15 protein-coding genes are annotated in these 18,128 nt (G+C 40.2%); 8 read left to right on the plus strand and 7 right to left on the minus strand.

The genetic code is table 11. The features are described 5' to 3' along the window. Positions 1-116 precede the first annotated feature (116 nt). On the plus strand, positions 117-854 hold the full coding sequence (locus RCP16_RS15475; RefSeq protein ID WP_308640737.1) for an MBL fold metallo-hydrolase: 738 nt from the start codon (positions 117-119) through the stop codon (positions 852-854). Between the two features lie 72 nt (positions 855-926). On the opposite strand, the gene RCP16_RS15480 is transcribed toward RCP16_RS15475, so the two are convergent. From RCP16_RS15480 to RCP16_RS15490, 3 genes are read right to left on the minus strand one after another with little or no spacing between them, the layout of a single operon-like run. Continuing rightward, a complete protein-coding gene (locus tag RCP16_RS15480; protein WP_308640738.1) occupies positions 927-1,946 on the minus strand; it encodes a FecCD family ABC transporter permease in 1,020 nt (339 codons plus the stop codon). Further along, complete coding sequence (locus tag RCP16_RS15485; protein WP_308640739.1) at positions 1,943-2,938, minus strand: FecCD family ABC transporter permease; 996 nt, start codon at positions 2,936-2,938, stop codon at positions 1,943-1,945. Before RCP16_RS15485 ends, RCP16_RS15480 begins: the two co-directional genes overlap by 4 nt. Beyond that, entirely contained in the window at positions 2,935-4,878 is a 1,944-nt protein-coding gene (locus RCP16_RS15490; protein ID WP_308640740.1) for an ABC transporter substrate-binding protein, read from the minus strand. The genes RCP16_RS15485 and RCP16_RS15490 overlap by 4 nt, the downstream gene beginning before the upstream one ends. 168 nt (positions 4,879-5,046) lie before the next feature. On the opposite strand from RCP16_RS15490, the gene RCP16_RS15495 reads away from it, so the two are divergent. The 3 genes from RCP16_RS15495 (at position 5,047) to RCP16_RS15505 (ending at position 8,192) form a co-directional block, all read left to right on the plus strand. Beyond that, on the plus strand, positions 5,047-5,769 hold the full coding sequence (locus RCP16_RS15495; RefSeq protein ID WP_308640741.1) for an MBL fold metallo-hydrolase: 723 nt from the start codon (positions 5,047-5,049) through the stop codon (positions 5,767-5,769). Positions 5,770-5,937: 168 nt separating this feature from the next. After that, positions 5,938-6,951, plus strand: a complete 1,014-nt coding sequence (locus tag RCP16_RS15500) for a hypothetical protein (protein ID WP_308640742.1) — start codon at positions 5,938-5,940, stop codon at positions 6,949-6,951. A gap of 227 nt (positions 6,952-7,178) precedes the next feature. Next, positions 7,179-8,192, plus strand: a complete 1,014-nt coding sequence (locus tag RCP16_RS15505) for an ester cyclase (protein WP_308640743.1) — start codon at positions 7,179-7,181, stop codon at positions 8,190-8,192. Between the two features lie 84 nt (positions 8,193-8,276). On the opposite strand, the gene RCP16_RS15510 is transcribed toward RCP16_RS15505, so the two are convergent. Beyond that, positions 8,277-8,729 carry an Lrp/AsnC family transcriptional regulator gene (locus RCP16_RS15510; protein WP_069327505.1) on the minus strand — a complete coding sequence of 151 codons (453 nt, stop codon included), beginning with the start codon at positions 8,727-8,729 and terminating at the stop codon, positions 8,277-8,279. A gap of 164 nt (positions 8,730-8,893) precedes the next feature. On the opposite strand from RCP16_RS15510, the gene RCP16_RS15515 reads away from it, so the two are divergent. Next, positions 8,894-10,162 (plus strand): MFS transporter, encoded by a 1,269-nt coding sequence (locus RCP16_RS15515; protein ID WP_371748108.1) that lies wholly within the window; start codon positions 8,894-8,896, stop codon positions 10,160-10,162. Between the two features lie 114 nt (positions 10,163-10,276). Here the strand turns inward: RCP16_RS15515 and RCP16_RS15520 are convergent, their stop codons facing one another. Continuing rightward, positions 10,277-11,377 (minus strand): glycerol dehydrogenase, encoded by a 1,101-nt coding sequence (locus RCP16_RS15520; RefSeq protein WP_308640744.1) that lies wholly within the window; start codon positions 11,375-11,377, stop codon positions 10,277-10,279. 420 nt (positions 11,378-11,797) lie between these two features. Between RCP16_RS15520 and RCP16_RS15525 the strand changes: the two genes are divergently transcribed. From RCP16_RS15525 to ppk1, 3 genes are all read left to right on the plus strand, one after another. Further along, a complete protein-coding gene (locus RCP16_RS15525) occupies positions 11,798-12,733 on the plus strand; it encodes a polysaccharide deacetylase family protein (RefSeq protein ID WP_137225449.1) in 936 nt (311 codons plus the stop codon). A 146-nt stretch (positions 12,734-12,879) separates the two neighbouring features. Next, complete coding sequence (locus RCP16_RS15530; RefSeq protein ID WP_069327508.1) at positions 12,880-13,107, plus strand: hypothetical protein; 228 nt, start codon at positions 12,880-12,882, stop codon at positions 13,105-13,107. 161 nt (positions 13,108-13,268) lie between these two features. Further along, the gene (gene ppk1, locus RCP16_RS15535; RefSeq protein ID WP_069327509.1) at positions 13,269-15,413 is read left to right on the plus strand and encodes a polyphosphate kinase 1; all 2,145 of its coding nucleotides are present in this window, start codon (positions 13,269-13,271) and stop codon (positions 15,411-15,413) included. Here ppk1 and RCP16_RS15540 read toward each other — a convergent pair. Together RCP16_RS15540 and RCP16_RS15545 are read right to left on the minus strand one after the other, a co-directional pair. Further along, a complete protein-coding gene (locus tag RCP16_RS15540) occupies positions 15,346-16,902 on the minus strand; it encodes a Ppx/GppA family phosphatase (protein ID WP_137225453.1) in 1,557 nt (518 codons plus the stop codon). The genes ppk1 and RCP16_RS15540 overlap by 68 nt on opposite strands. A gap of 262 nt (positions 16,903-17,164) precedes the next feature. After that, on the minus strand, positions 17,165-17,818 hold the full coding sequence (locus RCP16_RS15545) for a type 1 glutamine amidotransferase domain-containing protein (RefSeq protein WP_308640745.1): 654 nt from the start codon (positions 17,816-17,818) through the stop codon (positions 17,165-17,167). Between the last annotated feature and the right edge of the window lie 310 nt (positions 17,819-18,128).

Consider the following 18,128-nt stretch of genomic DNA (forward strand, 5'->3'; position numbering starts at 1 on the left):
GAGTAGAAAAAAACAACTTTTAAGTTAAAGAAGATATATATTTATTTAAAATTATGAATATAGTTATTGCTTAAACTAATACTATTAGTTTATAGTGTAATTAAGAGGTGATTGATATGAAAATAGTTAGTAAAAATAAATTACATCAACTTATTTTTTTACCCGGTGTTTTTCCGGTAAATTGTTATATAGTCGAAGAAGAGTCCAGTCTGACGTTAATTGATGCAGGATTACCTAATAGTTACAAAGGGATTCAACAAGCGATTGCTCAGATTGGTAAGCCATTAGGTGCTATTATTTTGACCCATATTCATGATGATCATGTAGGGTCATTAGATACATTACATCAACGTTATCCAGATGTTCCTGTATACGTTTCGGAGCGAGATGCACGATTGATGATCGGTGATATGACGTTAGACTCGCATGAACCGCAGACCAAAATTAAAGGCAGTGTTCCCAAAAAACTACAAACTCGTCCTTCTGTTTTGCTTCATGAAGGTGATCTGATCGGCTCTTTGCAAGTGATTGCTACTCCCGGTCACACACCTGGCTCTATAACGCTGCTTGATACTAGAGATCGGTCGCTTATCGCTGGAGATTCTTTTCAGACAAGAGGCGGTGTTGCTGTCGCTGGTTCTGTACGATTGTTCTTCCCGTTCCCTGCATTAGCTACATGGAGCAAAGAGCTTTCTTTACAAAGCGCTAAGCGATTGTTAGCTTTACAACCCAGTCTACTTGCTGTAGGACACGGTCATATGATCGATCATCCTTATGGAGCTATGCATACCGCTATTCAACAAGCAGAATCACAATTGAAAAAGTCTTCTTTATCGATCAAACAGTCTCTATAATCAACATCTATATCTTCCTGCTACTATCTCTCCACCTATAAATAGACAGCAAAAAACCATGCAGATCAAGCATTAACCTGCACGGTTTTTACTTTTATATTCACGCCATAATAGAAATAGAAAATAAGGTGCTCCAATCACAGACGTTACCAATCCTACTGGAAATTCTAAAGGTGGAGCCAGTATCCGTCCAATCACATCTGCCAGTAACATCATGATAGCCCCTACCAATGCTGCTACAGGAACAGAATACCGATGCCCGCCAGATACTAAGCGCCGAGCAATATGCGGACTTACCAGACCTACAAAACCGACCATTCCCACAACAGCTACTGAACCGCTGGCTAATATAACAGTCATCAGAAGCAAAATCGCCCGCATCCACTCGATACGTAATCCTAGCCCTTTAGAAGATTCTTCGCTCAGTCCAAAAATATCTAACGATTTGGCTAAAAGCCAGATGATAGGCACAACAATGATAATAATCGGTGCTAATTGTATAACCTGCTCCCAATGACGTCCCCAGAGCGAACCATTTAACCAGAGCAGAACGGTATTGGTATTCGTAGATGATTGGATGATAAGTAACTGGACTAATGTGCTTCCACAAGCGCTTACCGCTATGCCGACTAATGCCAGTCGAATGGGATCGACTCCATTGCGGTACGATAACCCATATACACAAGAGGCTCCGATCGCTCCGCCGACAAAAGCAGTCAACGATGTAAGCCATGTACTCTGCATCTCTACAGGTAAAAGTAGTACTGTAGAGACTGCTCCTAGTGCAGCTCCTGCGGAAATCCCTAATGTATCCGGTGCCGCCAACGGATTACGCAAGATTTGTTGCGCCACCAGACCCGACACCGCAAGCCCACTTCCTACTAATATCGCCAGTATAATTCGAGGCAATCGATAATGAAGAATAATATAGGTAAGATCAGCATCTCCACGCTGAATAAATGCTTTGCCGATCTCTAACCAGCTGATACGTACTGCTCCAACTTGAATACTGATCATCATCAATAAGCAGGTTAGTACGCTAAGAATCAAGATGATGATTAGATTACGCTTTTGACCGATAAGGTTATTCATGATGAACTCCTGCTCTGCCGTCTAGCTAAATAGACAAAATAAGGTGCACCGATAAGAGCTGTTATAATCCCTACAGGTGTCTCTGCTGGAAAATTCACAAAGCGTGAACCGATATCTGCTAGTGTTAACAATATCGCTCCAAATACTCCGGCAAAAGGAATCACAAGACGGTAATCGGTTCCTACCAGATAGCGTGTCATATGCGGTACGATTAACCCTACAAAACCAATCGGCCCAACAATAGAAACGGATATCCCTGCTAGCACAATAACGATCACACTGCCTACAATGCGCACTGTCCAGATTTTCTGACCGAGTCCACGTGCAATATCTTCACCTAAGTTTATTAAGGATAAGGATCGACTAAGACTGACAGCCATAACGAATCCGATGATGCTAAATAGAAGCAGTAATTGAATTTCATCCCATTTGACTCCTGCTGCTGATCCAGCGAGCCAGAATATGATTTTACTAGCCGATTCTTCATTAAAGATCAATAATCCCTGTGTAAAAGAGGATAGCAGCGCTTGAATCACTACACCGATTAATGCCATACGTACTTCTACTTTGCCCCCACGAATCGCTAGACTCATTATCAGCACAATCAATACTGTGATAAGACCACCGGCAAAGCCTGCTCCGGCAAGAACCAATCCATTTACTGTTGGCAAAATAATAGTACAGAGTACGATCATAAAAGAAGCGCCTGCATTGATTCCAAATATACTTGGAGAAGCTAACGGATTACGGGTCAAAGCTTGCATAATACAGCCTGCAATACTGAGATTAGCGCCAATCAGCATCATCGCTATCGCTCGCGGCATCCGCAAAATATGCAAAATAATATGTTCTTTCACTGTAGTAGAATAGTGCAGAAGATAATCGATGACAGTGGCTAACGATATCCAAGACGAACCTATCATAAGCGAGCTGATGAATAGAATCAGCAAGACCGCTAGGCTAGTTACGGCTAAGATCCATTTTGGAATCATTGAAAGTAAGTAGTCGCTTCACTCATGATATGAGTAAGTGCCGGAATACTGCGTTGTCTCGACCATTTAGCCAATTCAACTTCATGAGCTTTGCCTGTTTGTACAGCTTTTAGTTGATTCCAGAGTAGATTATCTTTTTGCCCTGCTAATACAGATGGATCGTCTTCATTAATTAAGATCAGCAGTTGATCTGGATCTATCGCTAACAATTGCTCTGTCGTCATCAGTTGACTGACTTCTTCTGTATCACTTAATGCGTAATTTAGCCCTACCGCTTGCAGGAATGATGAATGGAATGCTTGATCTGTGCGTACTTGAAACGATTGGCTTGCTTCTTCATCAGCCGCAATAATCAGCACGGATTGATTACTGTTAATCGATTGCTTTAGCTTTGCCAATTGTTGTTGATGGTTCTCCAGCATAGCTGTTGTTTCTTCCGACTTGCCTAACGCTTCACCGATCGCTCGTGTAGAAGCCATAATATCTTCATAATTAGCAGTATCATTTTTGAAAACAATCGTAGGCGCAATAGCTGATAATTCTTCATATACATTGCTATGACGACTCGTATCCGCAATAATCAAATCTGGCTTGAGTGTACGCATCACTTCTAGATTGGGTTCTGAACGTGCACCAACGGATGTATATCCTTCTATATAAGCCAGTGTATCTTGTGGAAAACGTTCAGGCTTATCATCATCAGCTACACCGACAGGTTTGACATCCAATTCAGTAACCGTCTGAGTGAATCCTTGCTCTAACACAATAATACGCTTTGGCTCAGCAGGCACTTCAGTACTGCCTAGATCATGAGTGATCGTACGTGTAGATCCTTGAGTAGCATTGTCTCCACTTGCACTTTGCTTATTTGAATTGCCTTCACTTACCTGAGTCGTTGAAGATGTAGGTGTAGAACAAGCCCCTAACAATAATGTGAAGCTAAGAAGCAGCATTAACACTGCTGAACGTCTGATTGGATTATGCATCATAAAAGTACCTCCGCTTAAAGTATGATTTTGAGAATCATTATCACTATAGCGGTGTACATCTGAGCCAACAATAGAGAAATCGGACATCGTGGATGTCATATTGGGACTCCATAGCTGTTGACGACATTCCTGACGATAACGAATAGGCGATACTCCTTTATACTTTTTGAACATACGGCTGAAATAATACCCATCTTGATAACCTACATTCATCGCAATATCTTGCAACGTTAACTCTGTATGAATAAGCAGTTCACTGGCTTTTTGTATACGAAAACGAATCAGATAATCAGACGGACTCTGACCAATATCACTGTTACGAAACAATCGAGCTAGATGACGTGGACTGCATTCTAATGTAGCTGCAAGTGAATCGATCGTTAGCGGAAGTTCGTAATGCTCATGAATATAACGAATCGCTTGAGTCACAAGGTCTGTTGTTGTGTTCTGAGCTTGATCTGTCTGCAATTGTTCCAATATGTCGTACACCATTTGCATAAAGGATGATCGCACTTGAAATTCTTGTAATGGATGGATATGCATCCATGCTTGCTGTAATTGTTTGATTTTATCGTGTACGATCACGGGATGATGTGGTTTGAGTGCATAGGAAGTGTCTAATACATAATGATGATCTGTTAACGCATAGACATTAGAATTGGAAAGCAACAATTGTGGTCGGTATAGCACCAGATAGTATTCTAATAATTCATCCAAGACTTCAATCTGAAGAATACTTCCTTTACCGCTATGTATCATATGAAATCGCTCTGTAGGATAAGCGGTATGATCGACATGAATAAGCGCATGTCCACGCACTGTATATAGAAATCCATTTTCAGGTAAAGGATAAGGTGACACATACTGTTCGTATGGAATGAAGTGATGCTGAACATCCAACACGTGGATCGAAGCTTGATTCCACAGTTTTATATATTGATCTATATTCATCGCTAACCCCTTTTAACAAACGTACTGTATTGAAGTAAATGATCTCCTTTCTATTTTAATGATATTCATTCTCAATTACAATCGTTTTCATTTTTTTACATATTATTATAACTTCCCCCTATCACTGATCCATCAATGGTAAAATGAAGATTAGAGGTGATTACACACATGCGTGTACAACGCGAGAGCACATTACATCAAATGACATGGTTCGCTCATCTTTTTCCGGTGAACTGTTATCTTGTAGAAGAAAATGAAACATTAACATTAATAGATACCGGTCTTTCTAGCAGTTATAAAGGGATTGTACAGACGATCCATAGTCTGGAAAAGCCCCTCACTCGCATCGTGCTTACCCATATTCATACCGATCATATGGGTGCATTAGATCGATTAAAACAGTATTATCCTGAAGCCAAAGTCTATATCCCCAGACGGGATGCTCGTATCATCATTGGGGATAGGACACTTGATTCTCATGAAGCACAACGTCCGATTCGTGGTTCTATTCCTAAGCGAATCACCACTTCTCCTGATGTGTTAGTCGATAACGGTGATCAGATTGGCTCATTACTGTCTATTGCTGTGCCAGGTCATACGCCAGGATCAATGGCTTATTTGGATACACGGAATCGTCATTTAATCGTAGGCGATGCTTTTCAGATCAAAGGTGGACTGGCTGTGGCTGGTCATATGCGATGGGCATTTCCTTTTCCTGCATTCGCTACATGGGATAAACACACTGCATGGGCAAGTGCTCGCAAATTACTACATTACCAGCCGTCCCTGCTTGCAGTCGGTCATGGTTCTTTCCTTCGTCAACCTGAAGCTCCTATGCGTGCGGCAATCGAAGCCATGACTGTGAAATATAGCTTTACGTTGTCCAATTGATACGTTTATTGTACATAACGATGCTTTCAGACCATCTGACTAATGATGTAGAGAACACACACTGGAAATGACATTGTTTTTACTTTAGATTCAGTGCAGATTCGCAAGGGTAGGGATAGGAATAAGGCTTTATATAGCGTGATTTCAATAGAGGGGGAATGATAACTTATGAGATTATTCAAACAAGTCGGTCTGTGTACGGTGACTGGTCTGCTAGTATTGCAAACAATCGGATGTAGTCAGCAAAGTGCGCCTACACTAACTACGATAACTTCTGCATCTGACAGTAGTACTATTCCTGTAACAAGCACAAGCAACAATATAGTCTTAGCATCGGCGTCCACAACAACATCCCCATCTGCAACTATAGTTACCCGTTTCAAAAAAATGTTAACCAGCAGTGAAAAGCTTCCTCAAGCAACAGCTTATCTCAAAACGAATATCAAAAAAGTATCTCCGCAAACAGGTACTTCGCTGGTTCTAGCATTAGAAAATGCACAGAACAAATATATGGATGCATGGACCAATAAATATACAGAATCGATTCAAAAAAAACTAATGAACATGTATACATCAGCTGAAGTGTATGGTGATGAAGATATGGACGATATGATCAAGCGCGCTCAAGAACCTGCGCTCAAAAAGTTATTGTCTAACACCCAAAAAAGTGGTTATCGCATTGTCAATATCGAAGGCTATTATATGCCGATTATTGATTACGATCAGTACGATGCGTATGACGATTATGTCACCAAAGATATAGATGCCTATATTGATATTATGGCGGAAGAATCCGATCAGCCGGCAATGATAGATGCAGGGATTGTGATCGGTTGGGATGATCTATTAGAACGTACTTTGGATTTGGAGCAATTTATAATGAAATATCCAACATCTCATCGTATAGCTGATATGAAGCAAAATTATCAGTATGCTGTGTATAGCGTATTTTATGGTGCAGATAATACTCAACTGTTCGACAGTCTTAGTAAAAAGATCGATCCTGACGCTAAAAAACAGTACCTAGCTGTGCTTAATGATGAAGATACCGCAGAAGATTATCCATCTAGTACTCTTCTTAGCGATCTACATGGATTAATGGATTTGGCAGCACAATCGAATGATAAAATGACTGCTAAATTAGAAGCTTATCGGCAACAAGTGGCTCCGCTCGAATCGTAAAACTTGCCTAGAATGTGCAACTTAATATTCCATATGACCGTCTTTGCTAGTATAGGGAGACGGTTTTTGACTGTACTTGATCATTCGTGAAAGTTGTCGATTTTGTCATTTTAGGGATATGATAGTGAACTATGGGTAATAGAAAAAGGATACACTTCAAGCCCAATCCAAAAGTGAAGTTTGCTTCGCAGACGTTTTTTCACTATTTATAACAAAGGAGTTTTATGATGAAAAAAATCAGTTTGATCCTAACCAGCATTTTGTTAATGTCTGCTCTGGCAGCATGTACAAGCAATTCCAGTACGACAGAACAACCAGCCACTACACCTACTACTGAAAATACAGGTACAGGCAATCCGGCAGCAACGAACCCTGAAGCGACTACACCAACAGAAGGTGCTACTTCAACGGATCCGGCTAGCACAGAATCGGCTTCTGCTCAAAATGCCAAAATCGTAGCTAACAAAAAAGTTGTGGCTAGTATGTATCAAGATGTACTCAATGGACATCAAGCCGATAAAATAGATATGTATCTTGCAGATGATTACAAAGAACATGATCCGATGATCGCTACAGGTAAAGAAGCGTTCAAAACATATATCGCTTCATTTATCAAAGCTAATCCTGACTACAAAGTAAATGTCAAAGGTATGATCGGTCAAAATGATCTAGTGGCTGTGATGAATTATCCGATGGCTAATCCGGATGATCCTGGTCAAGCAGCTGTTGATATTTTCCGTGTAACCGATGGTAAGATTGTAGAGCACTGGAACACCGTTCAATCGGTAACAGGCGCTTCTAGTATGATCCAAAACTTATTACCAAGTGCATCCACAACCGCAGATGTAGCTGCAACAGATAAAGCGGTCGTTGCTTCGAATGCTCAATTTGTAAGTAACTTCTTTAATAGCTTTTTTGTAGAGCATAATACAGATGCAGCTTCAGGTGTTGTGAGTGAATCTTTGGTGCAGCATAATGTGAAAATGAAAGATGGCATTGAGCCATTGGTGAACAACTACCTTTCTCAATTCCGTGCCAATCCAGATAGCACAGCAACAGTCGTCAATATGGTTGCAGAAGGCGATATGGTATTGATCCAAAGTCAGATGAAAAAGAATGCTGACGATGCAGGTCAATCTGTTGTCCAAATCTTCCGTGTTGAAAACAATGAGATTGCTGAAATGTGGATGCTTTCACAAGATGTCCCTGCCAAAACAGTAAATGAAAATGGTATGTTTTAAAAACAACAATAAACACCCCTCTTCTGCATACTAGAAGAGGGGTTATTTCTGTTACTTTATTATATTCATACATACACTACCTATTTATACTAAAAGATTTTCTGTTTGTAGAGAAGAAATCAATCCACTGAACTCAATCGGAGCAGACATCACTAGCAAAATCATATAATGTCCCCATAAATCGCATTGATTACCAAATTCTTCGATAGATGCAGTCGAATCACTGACTACTTTGAGCATGTAATTGTATTCACCACTAATACGATAGCATTCAATCACTTCTGGAGCAGAACGGCAAAACTCTAAAAAAGGTGTACATTTTTCTGTTTTGAATAAGATATATGCTGTTGCACTTTTTCCAATTTTCTCAGGAGAAATAATCGCTCGAAATTCTTTAATAACCCCTTTTTCTTCTAAACGTTTGACTCTTTCCGTCACTGCGGGTTGAGTTAATCCTACATATTTGCCTAATTGAGTCATCGATACTCTTGCATCCTGTTCCAAAATAGCAAGAATCTGCTGATCTGTGTGATCCATATACGGTCTCCTATACAATTAAATTTTTAGATATCAATTACTTGTAATTCATTAGTAACTACAATTAAATAACTTGTTTTTGATATGTAACCACATTTTCTTATTCATTATACTAAATATATACCTATGAAGTAGCAAGGTTTACATTAAAGGGGGGAACGATAATGGAGCAAAAGCAAAACATTTCAAAAGATACAACAATAATAAAATCTTTGGTTCACTCTACCACCAAATCTACTGATGCTTTAGAACAGCCTGTACCGTTAGATCGGTTGCCATGGGCAGGCTTGCTTGCTCTAGCGATGACCTGCTTTATTGGTATTCTTACCGAAACACTTCCTGCGGGTTTGTTACCTCAGATTAGCTTCGGCTTAGGGATTTCAGAAGCTTCTGCCGGACAATTAGTTACATGGTATGCTCTAGGCTCACTATTGGCAGCTATTCCGCTGACTGCGTTGACGCGTAACTGGCCTAGGCGATCATTGCTACTTGTCTGTATTGTAGCATTTCTGCTTTTCAATACAATTACAGCGGTATCTTCTAGTTATTTGATCACCGTGATTGCCCGATTTGGTGCAGGTGTTGCCGCAGGGATTCTATGGGGAATGGTTGCAGGTTATGCAAGACGGCTCGTCTCGGATCGGTTAAAAGGACGGGCGATGGCGATCGCAATGTCAGGCACGCCTATTGCGCTTGCTCTGGGTGTTCCGCTGGGTACATTTCTAGGTAATTTTGTAGGTTGGCGATGGGTATTTGGCATGATGTCTCTACTTTCTTTTCTATTGATCTTTTGGATTTACTGGAAATTACCTAATGTAAAAGGGCAAACGACTTCTCAGCGTTATTCGTTAGCTACTATTTTTTGCCTTCCGGGCGTGCGTCCTATTTTAAGTGTCGTGTTTATCTGGGTATTGGCACATAATATATTGTATACCTATATCGCTCCTTATTTAAGTTTTACCAGTCTAGCTCAACGTACAGATGTTGTTTTGTTTGTATTTGGTGGCACTTCTATTATTGGAATCTGGATTACGGGAGCTTTAATTGATCGTTGGTTACGTAAATTAGTGCTTATAAGTATTGCTATTTTCACCTTAGCTGCTTTTATCTTGGGCATAGGCAGTCATTCCGCTATCCTTATTATGGTGGGTGTCGTATTATGGGGTGTTACTTTTGGAGGAGCGGCAACCTTGTTACAGACGGCTTTAGCTGAAACTACTGGTGAACAAGCCGATGTTGCACAATCTATGCTTGTCACCTCTTGGAATCTTGCGATAAGCGGTGGTGCAGCACTCGGTGGACTTCTACTTTTATCGGTAGGAAGTCTAGCCCTTCCTTGGGTATTAATGCTACTGGCTCTCGTGGCTTTCGTCATTTCATGGACTGCTAGTCGTTACAGCTTTGTATCAAATTCTTCAGTTCATGATACTTAATCTAATGATAGTCACTTATTTATTCGTATCAAAAAAGAAGCCTTTACCTGTGTATTAAGGTAAGGCTTCTTTTTATTTAGATATACGTGTTGCATGTATTGTTAAAAGTACTCTTTATTTGTACGTTTGAGCGATTGCATTAGCAGCTACAATCGCATTGTAGACATCGTCTGCGGTTACTGGGAAAGGCATATGACCCATTGTATCGTCCGGTGCACATGCAGATTCAGCCACTTGGCGCCATTCTGCTTCTACAAATTCAGTCATACCTAGATCTTCAAGTGTTAATGGTAGACCGACTGCTTTGATCAAATTAACTACGGTTTCGAACTCTTCTTTCGGAGAGTTTTCCAATACCAATTGAGCTAACAATCCGAATGTGACTTTCTCACCATGTTGAGCGCGGTGGATCGAAGGAACAGCAGTCATCCCGTTATGAATCGCATGTGCCGCGGCAAGTCCACCAGATTCAGCACCTACTCCACTCAAGTAGATCGTTGCTTCGATGGTATTTTCGACTGCTTTTGTGACAACTTTTTGTTGGACGGCTTTGGTTGCGCTCACTGCATTATAAAGCAACATTTCATAACATAATTTAGCCAATCCAAGTCCGGTTGCTGTTGGTTTCATCAGAGCAAGATTATCTCCATTAGAAGCATAACAAGCACGAGCTTCAAAATAAGTCGCTAACGCATCGCCCACACCCGCAGCGAAGAAACGAACAGGTGCACCTGCAAGAATACCCATATCTGCAAGCACGGTATCTGGATTATTCGGTAAGAATAAGTACTCATCGAAAGAACCATCTTTTTTATAAATCACAGCAAGTGCGGTACAAGGCGCATCTGTAGACGCAATCGTTGGGAAAATGACTACAGGAAGTTGCTCATAATAAGCAGTCGCTTTCGCTGTATCTAACGTTTTACCGCCACCAATACCTATAATAACGTTCGCACCGGATTGCTGTACTAATTCACGGTGACGCATCACTTCTTCTTTGGTACATTCATATTCGAATTTCTCAAAATGTACTTTATGATTAGCAGCTGTAAATGTAGGTGCTGCTTCTGTTTGCGCACGTTCTAATATAAATTCATCACAAATGACATAAGCATGATCACCATAACCACGAGTATAATCATTGAGTTTGGATAATAAGTGCTGACCTGTAATAAATTTTCTAGGTGAAGTTACGGATCTGACGAAATCTGCCATAATGAACACATCCTTTGGAATAATTACAGTCTACGATTCTATATTCCTGACCGACAGAGAGACCTTGCTTGATAGATTCAACAATAAGCCTTTGACGTGATATTTTGCCATGTGATACTTATCACTACAGACAACTATACTCCTTCATCTCTCCAAACCAAGTGAATTATATCACTGACAAACTTTTGAAAATGCGCTATGGTAAAGCGTTTGCAGAAGAAATTTCCTTTAATACCGGGATAGAACATAGAACCACAGCACCATAAAATTTTAGTTTGACGAAGCCGATATTAGATATAGAATGATCTCAGCGCTTATACTGCCAAGCGCTAATGTAAGATATTTTATAATATAAAAATCATTGCTGTATTGAACTTAGTCGCTCTTATACTGCCAAGCGCTTAGAAAGGAGAAATAGTGATGCGAGCTCGATATTTATTTGTAATCATGCTCTATATTTCTATTGCATTTGTGATTACGTTTTACATACTTAGCTTAAAGTATCCACATGCTTCAGCTTTTTCTTATAAGACTTGTAAAGCTTCCTACGATACCAAGAATGACCTCTTTGCTAACTTGCTCCATGCAGGCGAAGATAATGTAGCATCTGCTTCTGAATCGATTAAGACGGCTCCTGAAGGCAAAGCTGCTCGGATTCCTGTACTGATGTACCACTATGTTGTGCCTGAGAAATATAATGTAGAAAAGAAAAATAATGCTCGAATGAGCTTGGAGTCATTTAGCAAAGGAATGAAATATCTGCACGATCAAGGCTACAAAACAGCAACCTTGTCTGAATTGGAGCAATATGTGAATGGGGAGATCCAGTTACCTCAAAAAACAGTGGTTATTACATTTGACGATGGTTATCAGAACAATGTGGTCTATGCCTATCCTGTATTGAAGAAATACGGATTCCATGCTTCGATCTTTATCGTAGGTACCAAGCTCAAAAGCAAAACACAAAAATTTCTACCTAAAGAAAAAACAACCATTTCACGCAAAGAAATGAAAGCGACCAAAGATGTATTTGAATATAATAGTCATACGTACAATCTTCATTACAAAAATACGATTCAATGTGGAGATACCGCTGCGGTGGGTCTAGAAAATGATCGTCTCAAAAATGATATTGAATTAATGAAAAATAAAACAAAGATTGATACACCTTACTTTGCGTATCCGTATGGTGAGTATCAGGATCAAATGATCTATACGTTACGTGAAAATGGATATCGGATGGCGTTTACTGTCAGACCTGGATTTGTTCATCCTGGTGATGATCTGATGCATTTACCACGTCTGAATGTGAATTCTCATACCGAACTCAAACATATTCTGAATTTAAAAGAATAACCAATACCTGATTGCCTCTATGCTTGAATCATCTGCATATGAAGTGATCGGGTATTTTTTTCATCATTAGCCTATTATCAAAAACAAGCGACAAGGGTAATATATTAAAAATAAGCGATGTAATTATCTGAAGGAGCACATACTTAATGACATTAGCCGAATGTTTGAGTCATTTACATCATGATCTATTACTTGTTAATATGCACAAGCCCGGTTATCTCACCCGTTCAGTTGCTGAATTGCAAAAAACGATTTCTCCAGACATACTGAATGAAGAAGGTTATGAACTGCGTACCCATGGTTTTAACTTTGGACGTACGCAAAAAAAAGCGATTGGTAAAGTGAATGGCCCTAATTTATGGAACGAATGGTAATCAGCCTTTACACAGCGTTAACAATTGCACGTTATAATGACTCTATATGAGTTGTTTTGACACTTTATGACAAAGGTATTCGTATGATTTGGAATTACACATACTGCAAGTTACACTAGATAAAGAATATAGTTGGATAACAAAGATTAAGCGGAGGCATTATGGAAAATAAACAAGTGAACCATCCTACTCACTCAAGCTATATTAACCGTGATCTAAGCTGGATCGAATTCAACAGCCGGGTACTGGAAGAAGCTCAAGATCCAGACGCTCCCCTGTTAGAACGTATCAAATTTTTGGGCATTGTATCCCGTAATCTAGACGAATTTATGAGTGTACGTGTTGCTGGTATTCGCAATCAAATTAAAGAAGGTTATCTCAAAAAAGACTTTACCGGCTATACTCCGTCTGGTCTATTCAAACGTTTGACCAAAAAAGTAGAAAAAATGGTTCATACTCAATATCGTACATACCGTGAACTGATGCGTCTACTTGGTAAACAGGGCATTACGGTGAATCGTTATACCGATCTTAGTATCGCTCAGCGCAAAGCAGCAGATACTTATTATGAAGATGTTATTTTCCCTGTATTGACACCGATGGCAGTCGATCAGAGTCGTCCATTCCCACTGGTACATGGATTGAATGTCTACCTTTCTGTCGTGCTAGAGCATGGCGGTCGTGAACCCATTACTGAGAATGAACATGATGCGTTCTACTTTGCTATCGTACAGATTCCTTCTAATCTTCCAAGATTGGTTTCTTTACCTCACCGTCAAAACAGCAAAAAACAACAGTATATTATGCTTGAAGAATTGATCTGTCATCATATTCATACGTTGTTTGGAGGCTATCAACCTGTAGGGGTAAATGCTTTCCGTTTGACTCGTAATACCGATCTGGATATTAACGAAGAAGAAGCGGAAGATTTGCTAGAAGAAATTGAAAATAAACTACGCAAACGTCGTCGTGGTGCACCTGTACGTCTCGAAGTTGAAAAAGATTTCCATCCTTTTGCACTTCGTATGTTACAGGAAGAATTCGATGTATCTGAAGCCGTGTATGAAATCGATGGACCTTTGGATCTTGGATTTTTGCTACCATTCTCGGACTCTATACAAAATCATGAATCGTTACGCTATCCACCAGAGATTCCACGGTATGCCCCTGAATTTCCAGAAGGCAGTGATACCGACTTTTTCAGCGTCATTAAAGAGCGTGATGTATTGCTGTATCATCCGTATGAATCATTTGATGTAATCAGTGATTTTATTGAACAAGCGGCTGAAGATGATGATGTCATGGCAATCAAGATGACGTTGTATCGTGTAAGCGGACGTTCTTCGATTATTCAAGCGCTCGCCAAAGCTGCTGAATCGGGTAAACAGGTAACGGTTGTCGTTGAACTTAAAGCTAGATTTGATGAAGAACGTAATATTGCATGGGCACGTACTCTGGAAAAAGCAGGTTGTCATGTGGTCTATGGTCTAGTTGGACTCAAAACACATGCCAAATTAATTCTTGTGGTACGCCGTGAAGCCGATGGTCTCAAACGTTATATTCATATCGGTACAGGGAACTATAATGCGTCTACTGCTAAATCATATACCGATATTGGTCTGTTAACGGTAAATCCTCATATTGGTGAAGATGCATCAGAAGTGTTTAACCATATTACAGGCTATACTGAAAGTCATGAATGGCAAGCCGTAGCGGTTGCGCCGGATACGATGATGAATAAATTTATCGAATTGATTCAACGGGAAGCTGAACATGCACGCAAAGGTAGACCTGCACGCATTATTGCCAAAATGAACTCGTTATCCAATCAACAAATTATCGACGAGTTATATATCGCTTCTCAAGCAGGCGTGAATATCGATCTAATTATACGTGGAGTGTGCTGTTTACGTCCGGGTGTCGTTGGCTTGAGTGAACGCATTACCGTTCGCAGTGTAGTCGATCGATATCTGGAACATTCACGGATCTATTCTTTTGAAAATGGTGGCGATCTTGAAATCTGGCTATCTAGTGCAGACTGGATGACTCGTAATTTAACCCGTCGTGTAGAGCTGATGTGTCCATTGTTTGATAAAAACACAAAAGCCACTATGCAGCGCATTCTAGCTCTTATCCTTGAGGATAATATCAAAGCTAGATTGCTACTACCTAGTGGCAGTTATGAGCGATTTGATAACGGTAAGCCTCCGTTACGCAGTCAATTTAAAGCGTGGGAAATTAATTCTTGGAAACCATATGTACCACCAGTCTCACTCTTACGTCCCACTCCTTCTCCAAATCTCTAACCGCTTCCGTAATTTCATGTGTTTCCATAGAGGCTTCGGTATGACAGTGAACTGTCAGCTCGAAGTCTCTTCCTTTGCGTACAGCGACTAAGCGATCAACAGGTTGCGTTTCGCTCACATCCATAGCAGCAGCTAATTGAAGAACAGCGCCTAAGCGGCGAATACGTTCTTCGTCTTTAGGATGAAGAATATCGGCGTACTCGGTAGAGATCCTTCTTTTTTTGATTTTACCTTTACTGCCGAAAATAGCGATAAATGCGACTAGAACCGTTTCCCGATGATTAAGTCCAGCTACAGCACGAGTCGTTAATAGATAACGAGTATGCTCTTCAAAGTCATGATAGCCAATTTTCATACCTACCCGATACATTAAAGAAGCGGTACGTAGGATTTTGCGATTAGAGACGTCTCCTTGACCTTCTCCAAGTGCTTCGTATAGTTCAGAAGATAACTGTTGCACCCAGCGTAAATGGCGTTGACGGGGCAAGGGCTCTCCGTGTAAAGCTGCACCGATCTCATATTCCAACACATCTTCGACAATCGCATTGTCTTTGCCACGTTCCCATTCGAAGAACAATCCATCACGTAGACCTGTTCCACTAATCACATAATGAGAACAATGCATATAACGGAATAACGTATTCAAAATAATAACACCGGGTACAATAATATCACTACGAGTTTTGGATAGACCGGCAATGCGTTTGCGCTGATCATTACTCATAGCTGGAAGCTGTTGATAATAATAGTCAGTATCTTCTGCTTCTAGCGTATAATGATGAATCTGCTCCAGAGAATATTTTAATTTACGTTGATGCATTTTACCTACAGCACGAATCGTTCCACCTAGACCGACCATAGGAAGATCAGGGTGCTCACTAATCCATTCATGCTTTTGCGCGGCATCTAGCACCAGTTGTCGAAGTTCTTCAACCGAAGACTCTTCCCAACGCCCGGTCGTTTCATTGCCGAATCGCACATTCATATTGACAGCTCCGAAAGGAAAAGACACACTGGAAACGCGAGCACGATCACGGAATAAAGTAATCTCTGTACTTCCGCCTCCAATATCAATAATATAGCCGTCTTCGATATCGATCCGGTTAACTACGCCAATAAAGCCGTAATGCCCTTCCATTTCACCCGGTAACAGTTCTATCGTGAGTCCAGTTTCACGGTTCAAGTAGTCGATGACTTCTTCGCCATTACTCGCATTACGAATAGCCGCTGTAGCCACAGCACGAATCTCTTCTACTTCATACGCTACACTGACTTCAGCAAACTGTTTTAGAACAGGAACGATCACACTGACCGCTTCAAGTGGCATATCTCCTTCAGGTGTAACTATTGCACTTAGACGAGCAGATTCTCGACATTCTTTGAGAACCTGATATCCGCCTCCATCCCCTGTTTCATAAATAACCAGACGAATCGAGTTCGATCCTATATCCATAATCCCTACACGGCGACGTTCTTCCTGCTCTCTCATCGTAGCTCCTCCTGACCTGTACAAGCTTCTATTTACAAAATATGCATCGTATCTTGATTACAGTTAAAGTCAGTCTATCTTATTTGCATCATTGTCACAATCGTTTATCTATCTGCATACGTATATATTTACTTATATAATCTTTGAGATATCATCGATGTGATCGGTAAAAAGAAATCTGAAAAACAAAAAGCCTCTGAAGAAATCCAGAGGCTTGATGCTTTTTTAAATATATCTATAGATATAAAGGAGAAGTTAACAATTATAGCAATTCAAGCATCGCTTTCGCTGTGCTTTCACTAGAAGCAGGGTTTTGACCTGTTACTAATTTGCCATCAACGATAACATGGTCTGCAAAAGCAGAAGCGGCTACAAATGCTGCACCTTGCTCACGCAATTTGCTTTCTAATAGAAAAGGAACATATTTAGTCAATTTCACCATATCTTCTTCTTCATCTGTGAAACCTGTAATGTTTTTGCCTTGTACATAGTAAGTACCGTCTGCTTTTTTCACATCTACTAATGCACCAACGCCATGACATACAGCGCCAACAACACCATCATGTGATTCTGTATCATGAATCAATTGAGCGATCACAGGGTTGCTTGCGAAATCGACCATAGGACCGTGTCCACCTGCAAATAATACACCTGCAAAGTCGCTTACATTTACGTCTGCAAGAGCTTTAGTATCTTCAAGCATATCTGCTACCGATTGAAATTCAGCAGGAATACCGTCTGGAATAGAGTTTTGATCCAGTGTTACTTTACCGCCTTTAACCGATACGATCGTAGGTTCTACGCCTGCATCTTGAAATACATGATAAGGTGCAGCCAATTCTTCTAACCATAGTCCTGTTGGGTGTCCGTTCATTTCTGTAGCACTTGTCGCTACTAACAATACTTTTTTAGTCATATTAATCGACTCCTTCGAAGTTTTATATTTTTAAAAGATTAAGATGTATTACGTATATGAAACGAATGCAATCGTTAGTTATATACTCCACTCAATACATAGTATACAACTTTTTTGTGCACAATCAAATTTTTAGCAAAAAAATTTTGAGTATGAAACAATAAAGTACACTACTTTAGTATCGTCGCTCTCTATTACTTTAACCTTAAATCAAAGCTGTCAAACGATATACATAAAAATGATTACTTTCTTTGCTTGTTATTTTACCTTGGTTGCTACAATTCGCCCTATCTCCACCAGAAGAAAATAT

The organism is Paenibacillus nuruki, assembly GCF_963311185.1.
GTDB classification, from domain to species: domain Bacteria; phylum Bacillota; class Bacilli; order Paenibacillales; family Paenibacillaceae; genus Saccharibacillus; species Saccharibacillus nuruki.

Coding starts and splice junctions, on each gene's coding strand:
- RCP16_RS15530 (WP_069327508.1), top strand. CDS start 12,880: ATGACATTAGCCGAATGTTTGAGTCATTTACATCATGATCTATTACTT.
- RCP16_RS15510 (WP_069327505.1), bottom strand. CDS start 8,729: ATGGATCACACAGATCAGCAGATTCTTGCTATTTTGGAACAGGATGCA.
- RCP16_RS15540 (WP_137225453.1), bottom strand. CDS start 16,902: ATGAGAGAGCAGGAAGAACGTCGCCGTGTAGGGATTATGGATATAGGA.
- RCP16_RS15480 (WP_308640738.1), bottom strand. CDS start 1,946: ATGAATAACCTTATCGGTCAAAAGCGTAATCTAATCATCATCTTGATT.
- RCP16_RS15505 (WP_308640743.1), top strand. CDS start 7,179: ATGAAAAAAATCAGTTTGATCCTAACCAGCATTTTGTTAATGTCTGCT.
- RCP16_RS15475 (WP_308640737.1), top strand. CDS start 117: ATGAAAATAGTTAGTAAAAATAAATTACATCAACTTATTTTTTTACCC.
- RCP16_RS15500 (WP_308640742.1), top strand. CDS start 5,938: ATGAGATTATTCAAACAAGTCGGTCTGTGTACGGTGACTGGTCTGCTA.
- RCP16_RS15485 (WP_308640739.1), bottom strand. CDS start 2,938: ATGATTCCAAAATGGATCTTAGCCGTAACTAGCCTAGCGGTCTTGCTG.
- RCP16_RS15525 (WP_137225449.1), top strand. CDS start 11,798: ATGCGAGCTCGATATTTATTTGTAATCATGCTCTATATTTCTATTGCA.
- RCP16_RS15545 (WP_308640745.1), bottom strand. CDS start 17,818: ATGACTAAAAAAGTATTGTTAGTAGCGACAAGTGCTACAGAAATGAAC.
- RCP16_RS15495 (WP_308640741.1), top strand. CDS start 5,047: ATGCGTGTACAACGCGAGAGCACATTACATCAAATGACATGGTTCGCT.
- RCP16_RS15520 (WP_308640744.1), bottom strand. CDS start 11,377: ATGGCAGATTTCGTCAGATCCGTAACTTCACCTAGAAAATTTATTACA.
- RCP16_RS15490 (WP_308640740.1), bottom strand. CDS start 4,878: ATGAATATAGATCAATATATAAAACTGTGGAATCAAGCTTCGATCCAC.
- RCP16_RS15515 (WP_371748108.1), top strand. CDS start 8,894: ATGGAGCAAAAGCAAAACATTTCAAAAGATACAACAATAATAAAATCT.
- ppk1 (WP_069327509.1), top strand. CDS start 13,269: ATGGAAAATAAACAAGTGAACCATCCTACTCACTCAAGCTATATTAAC.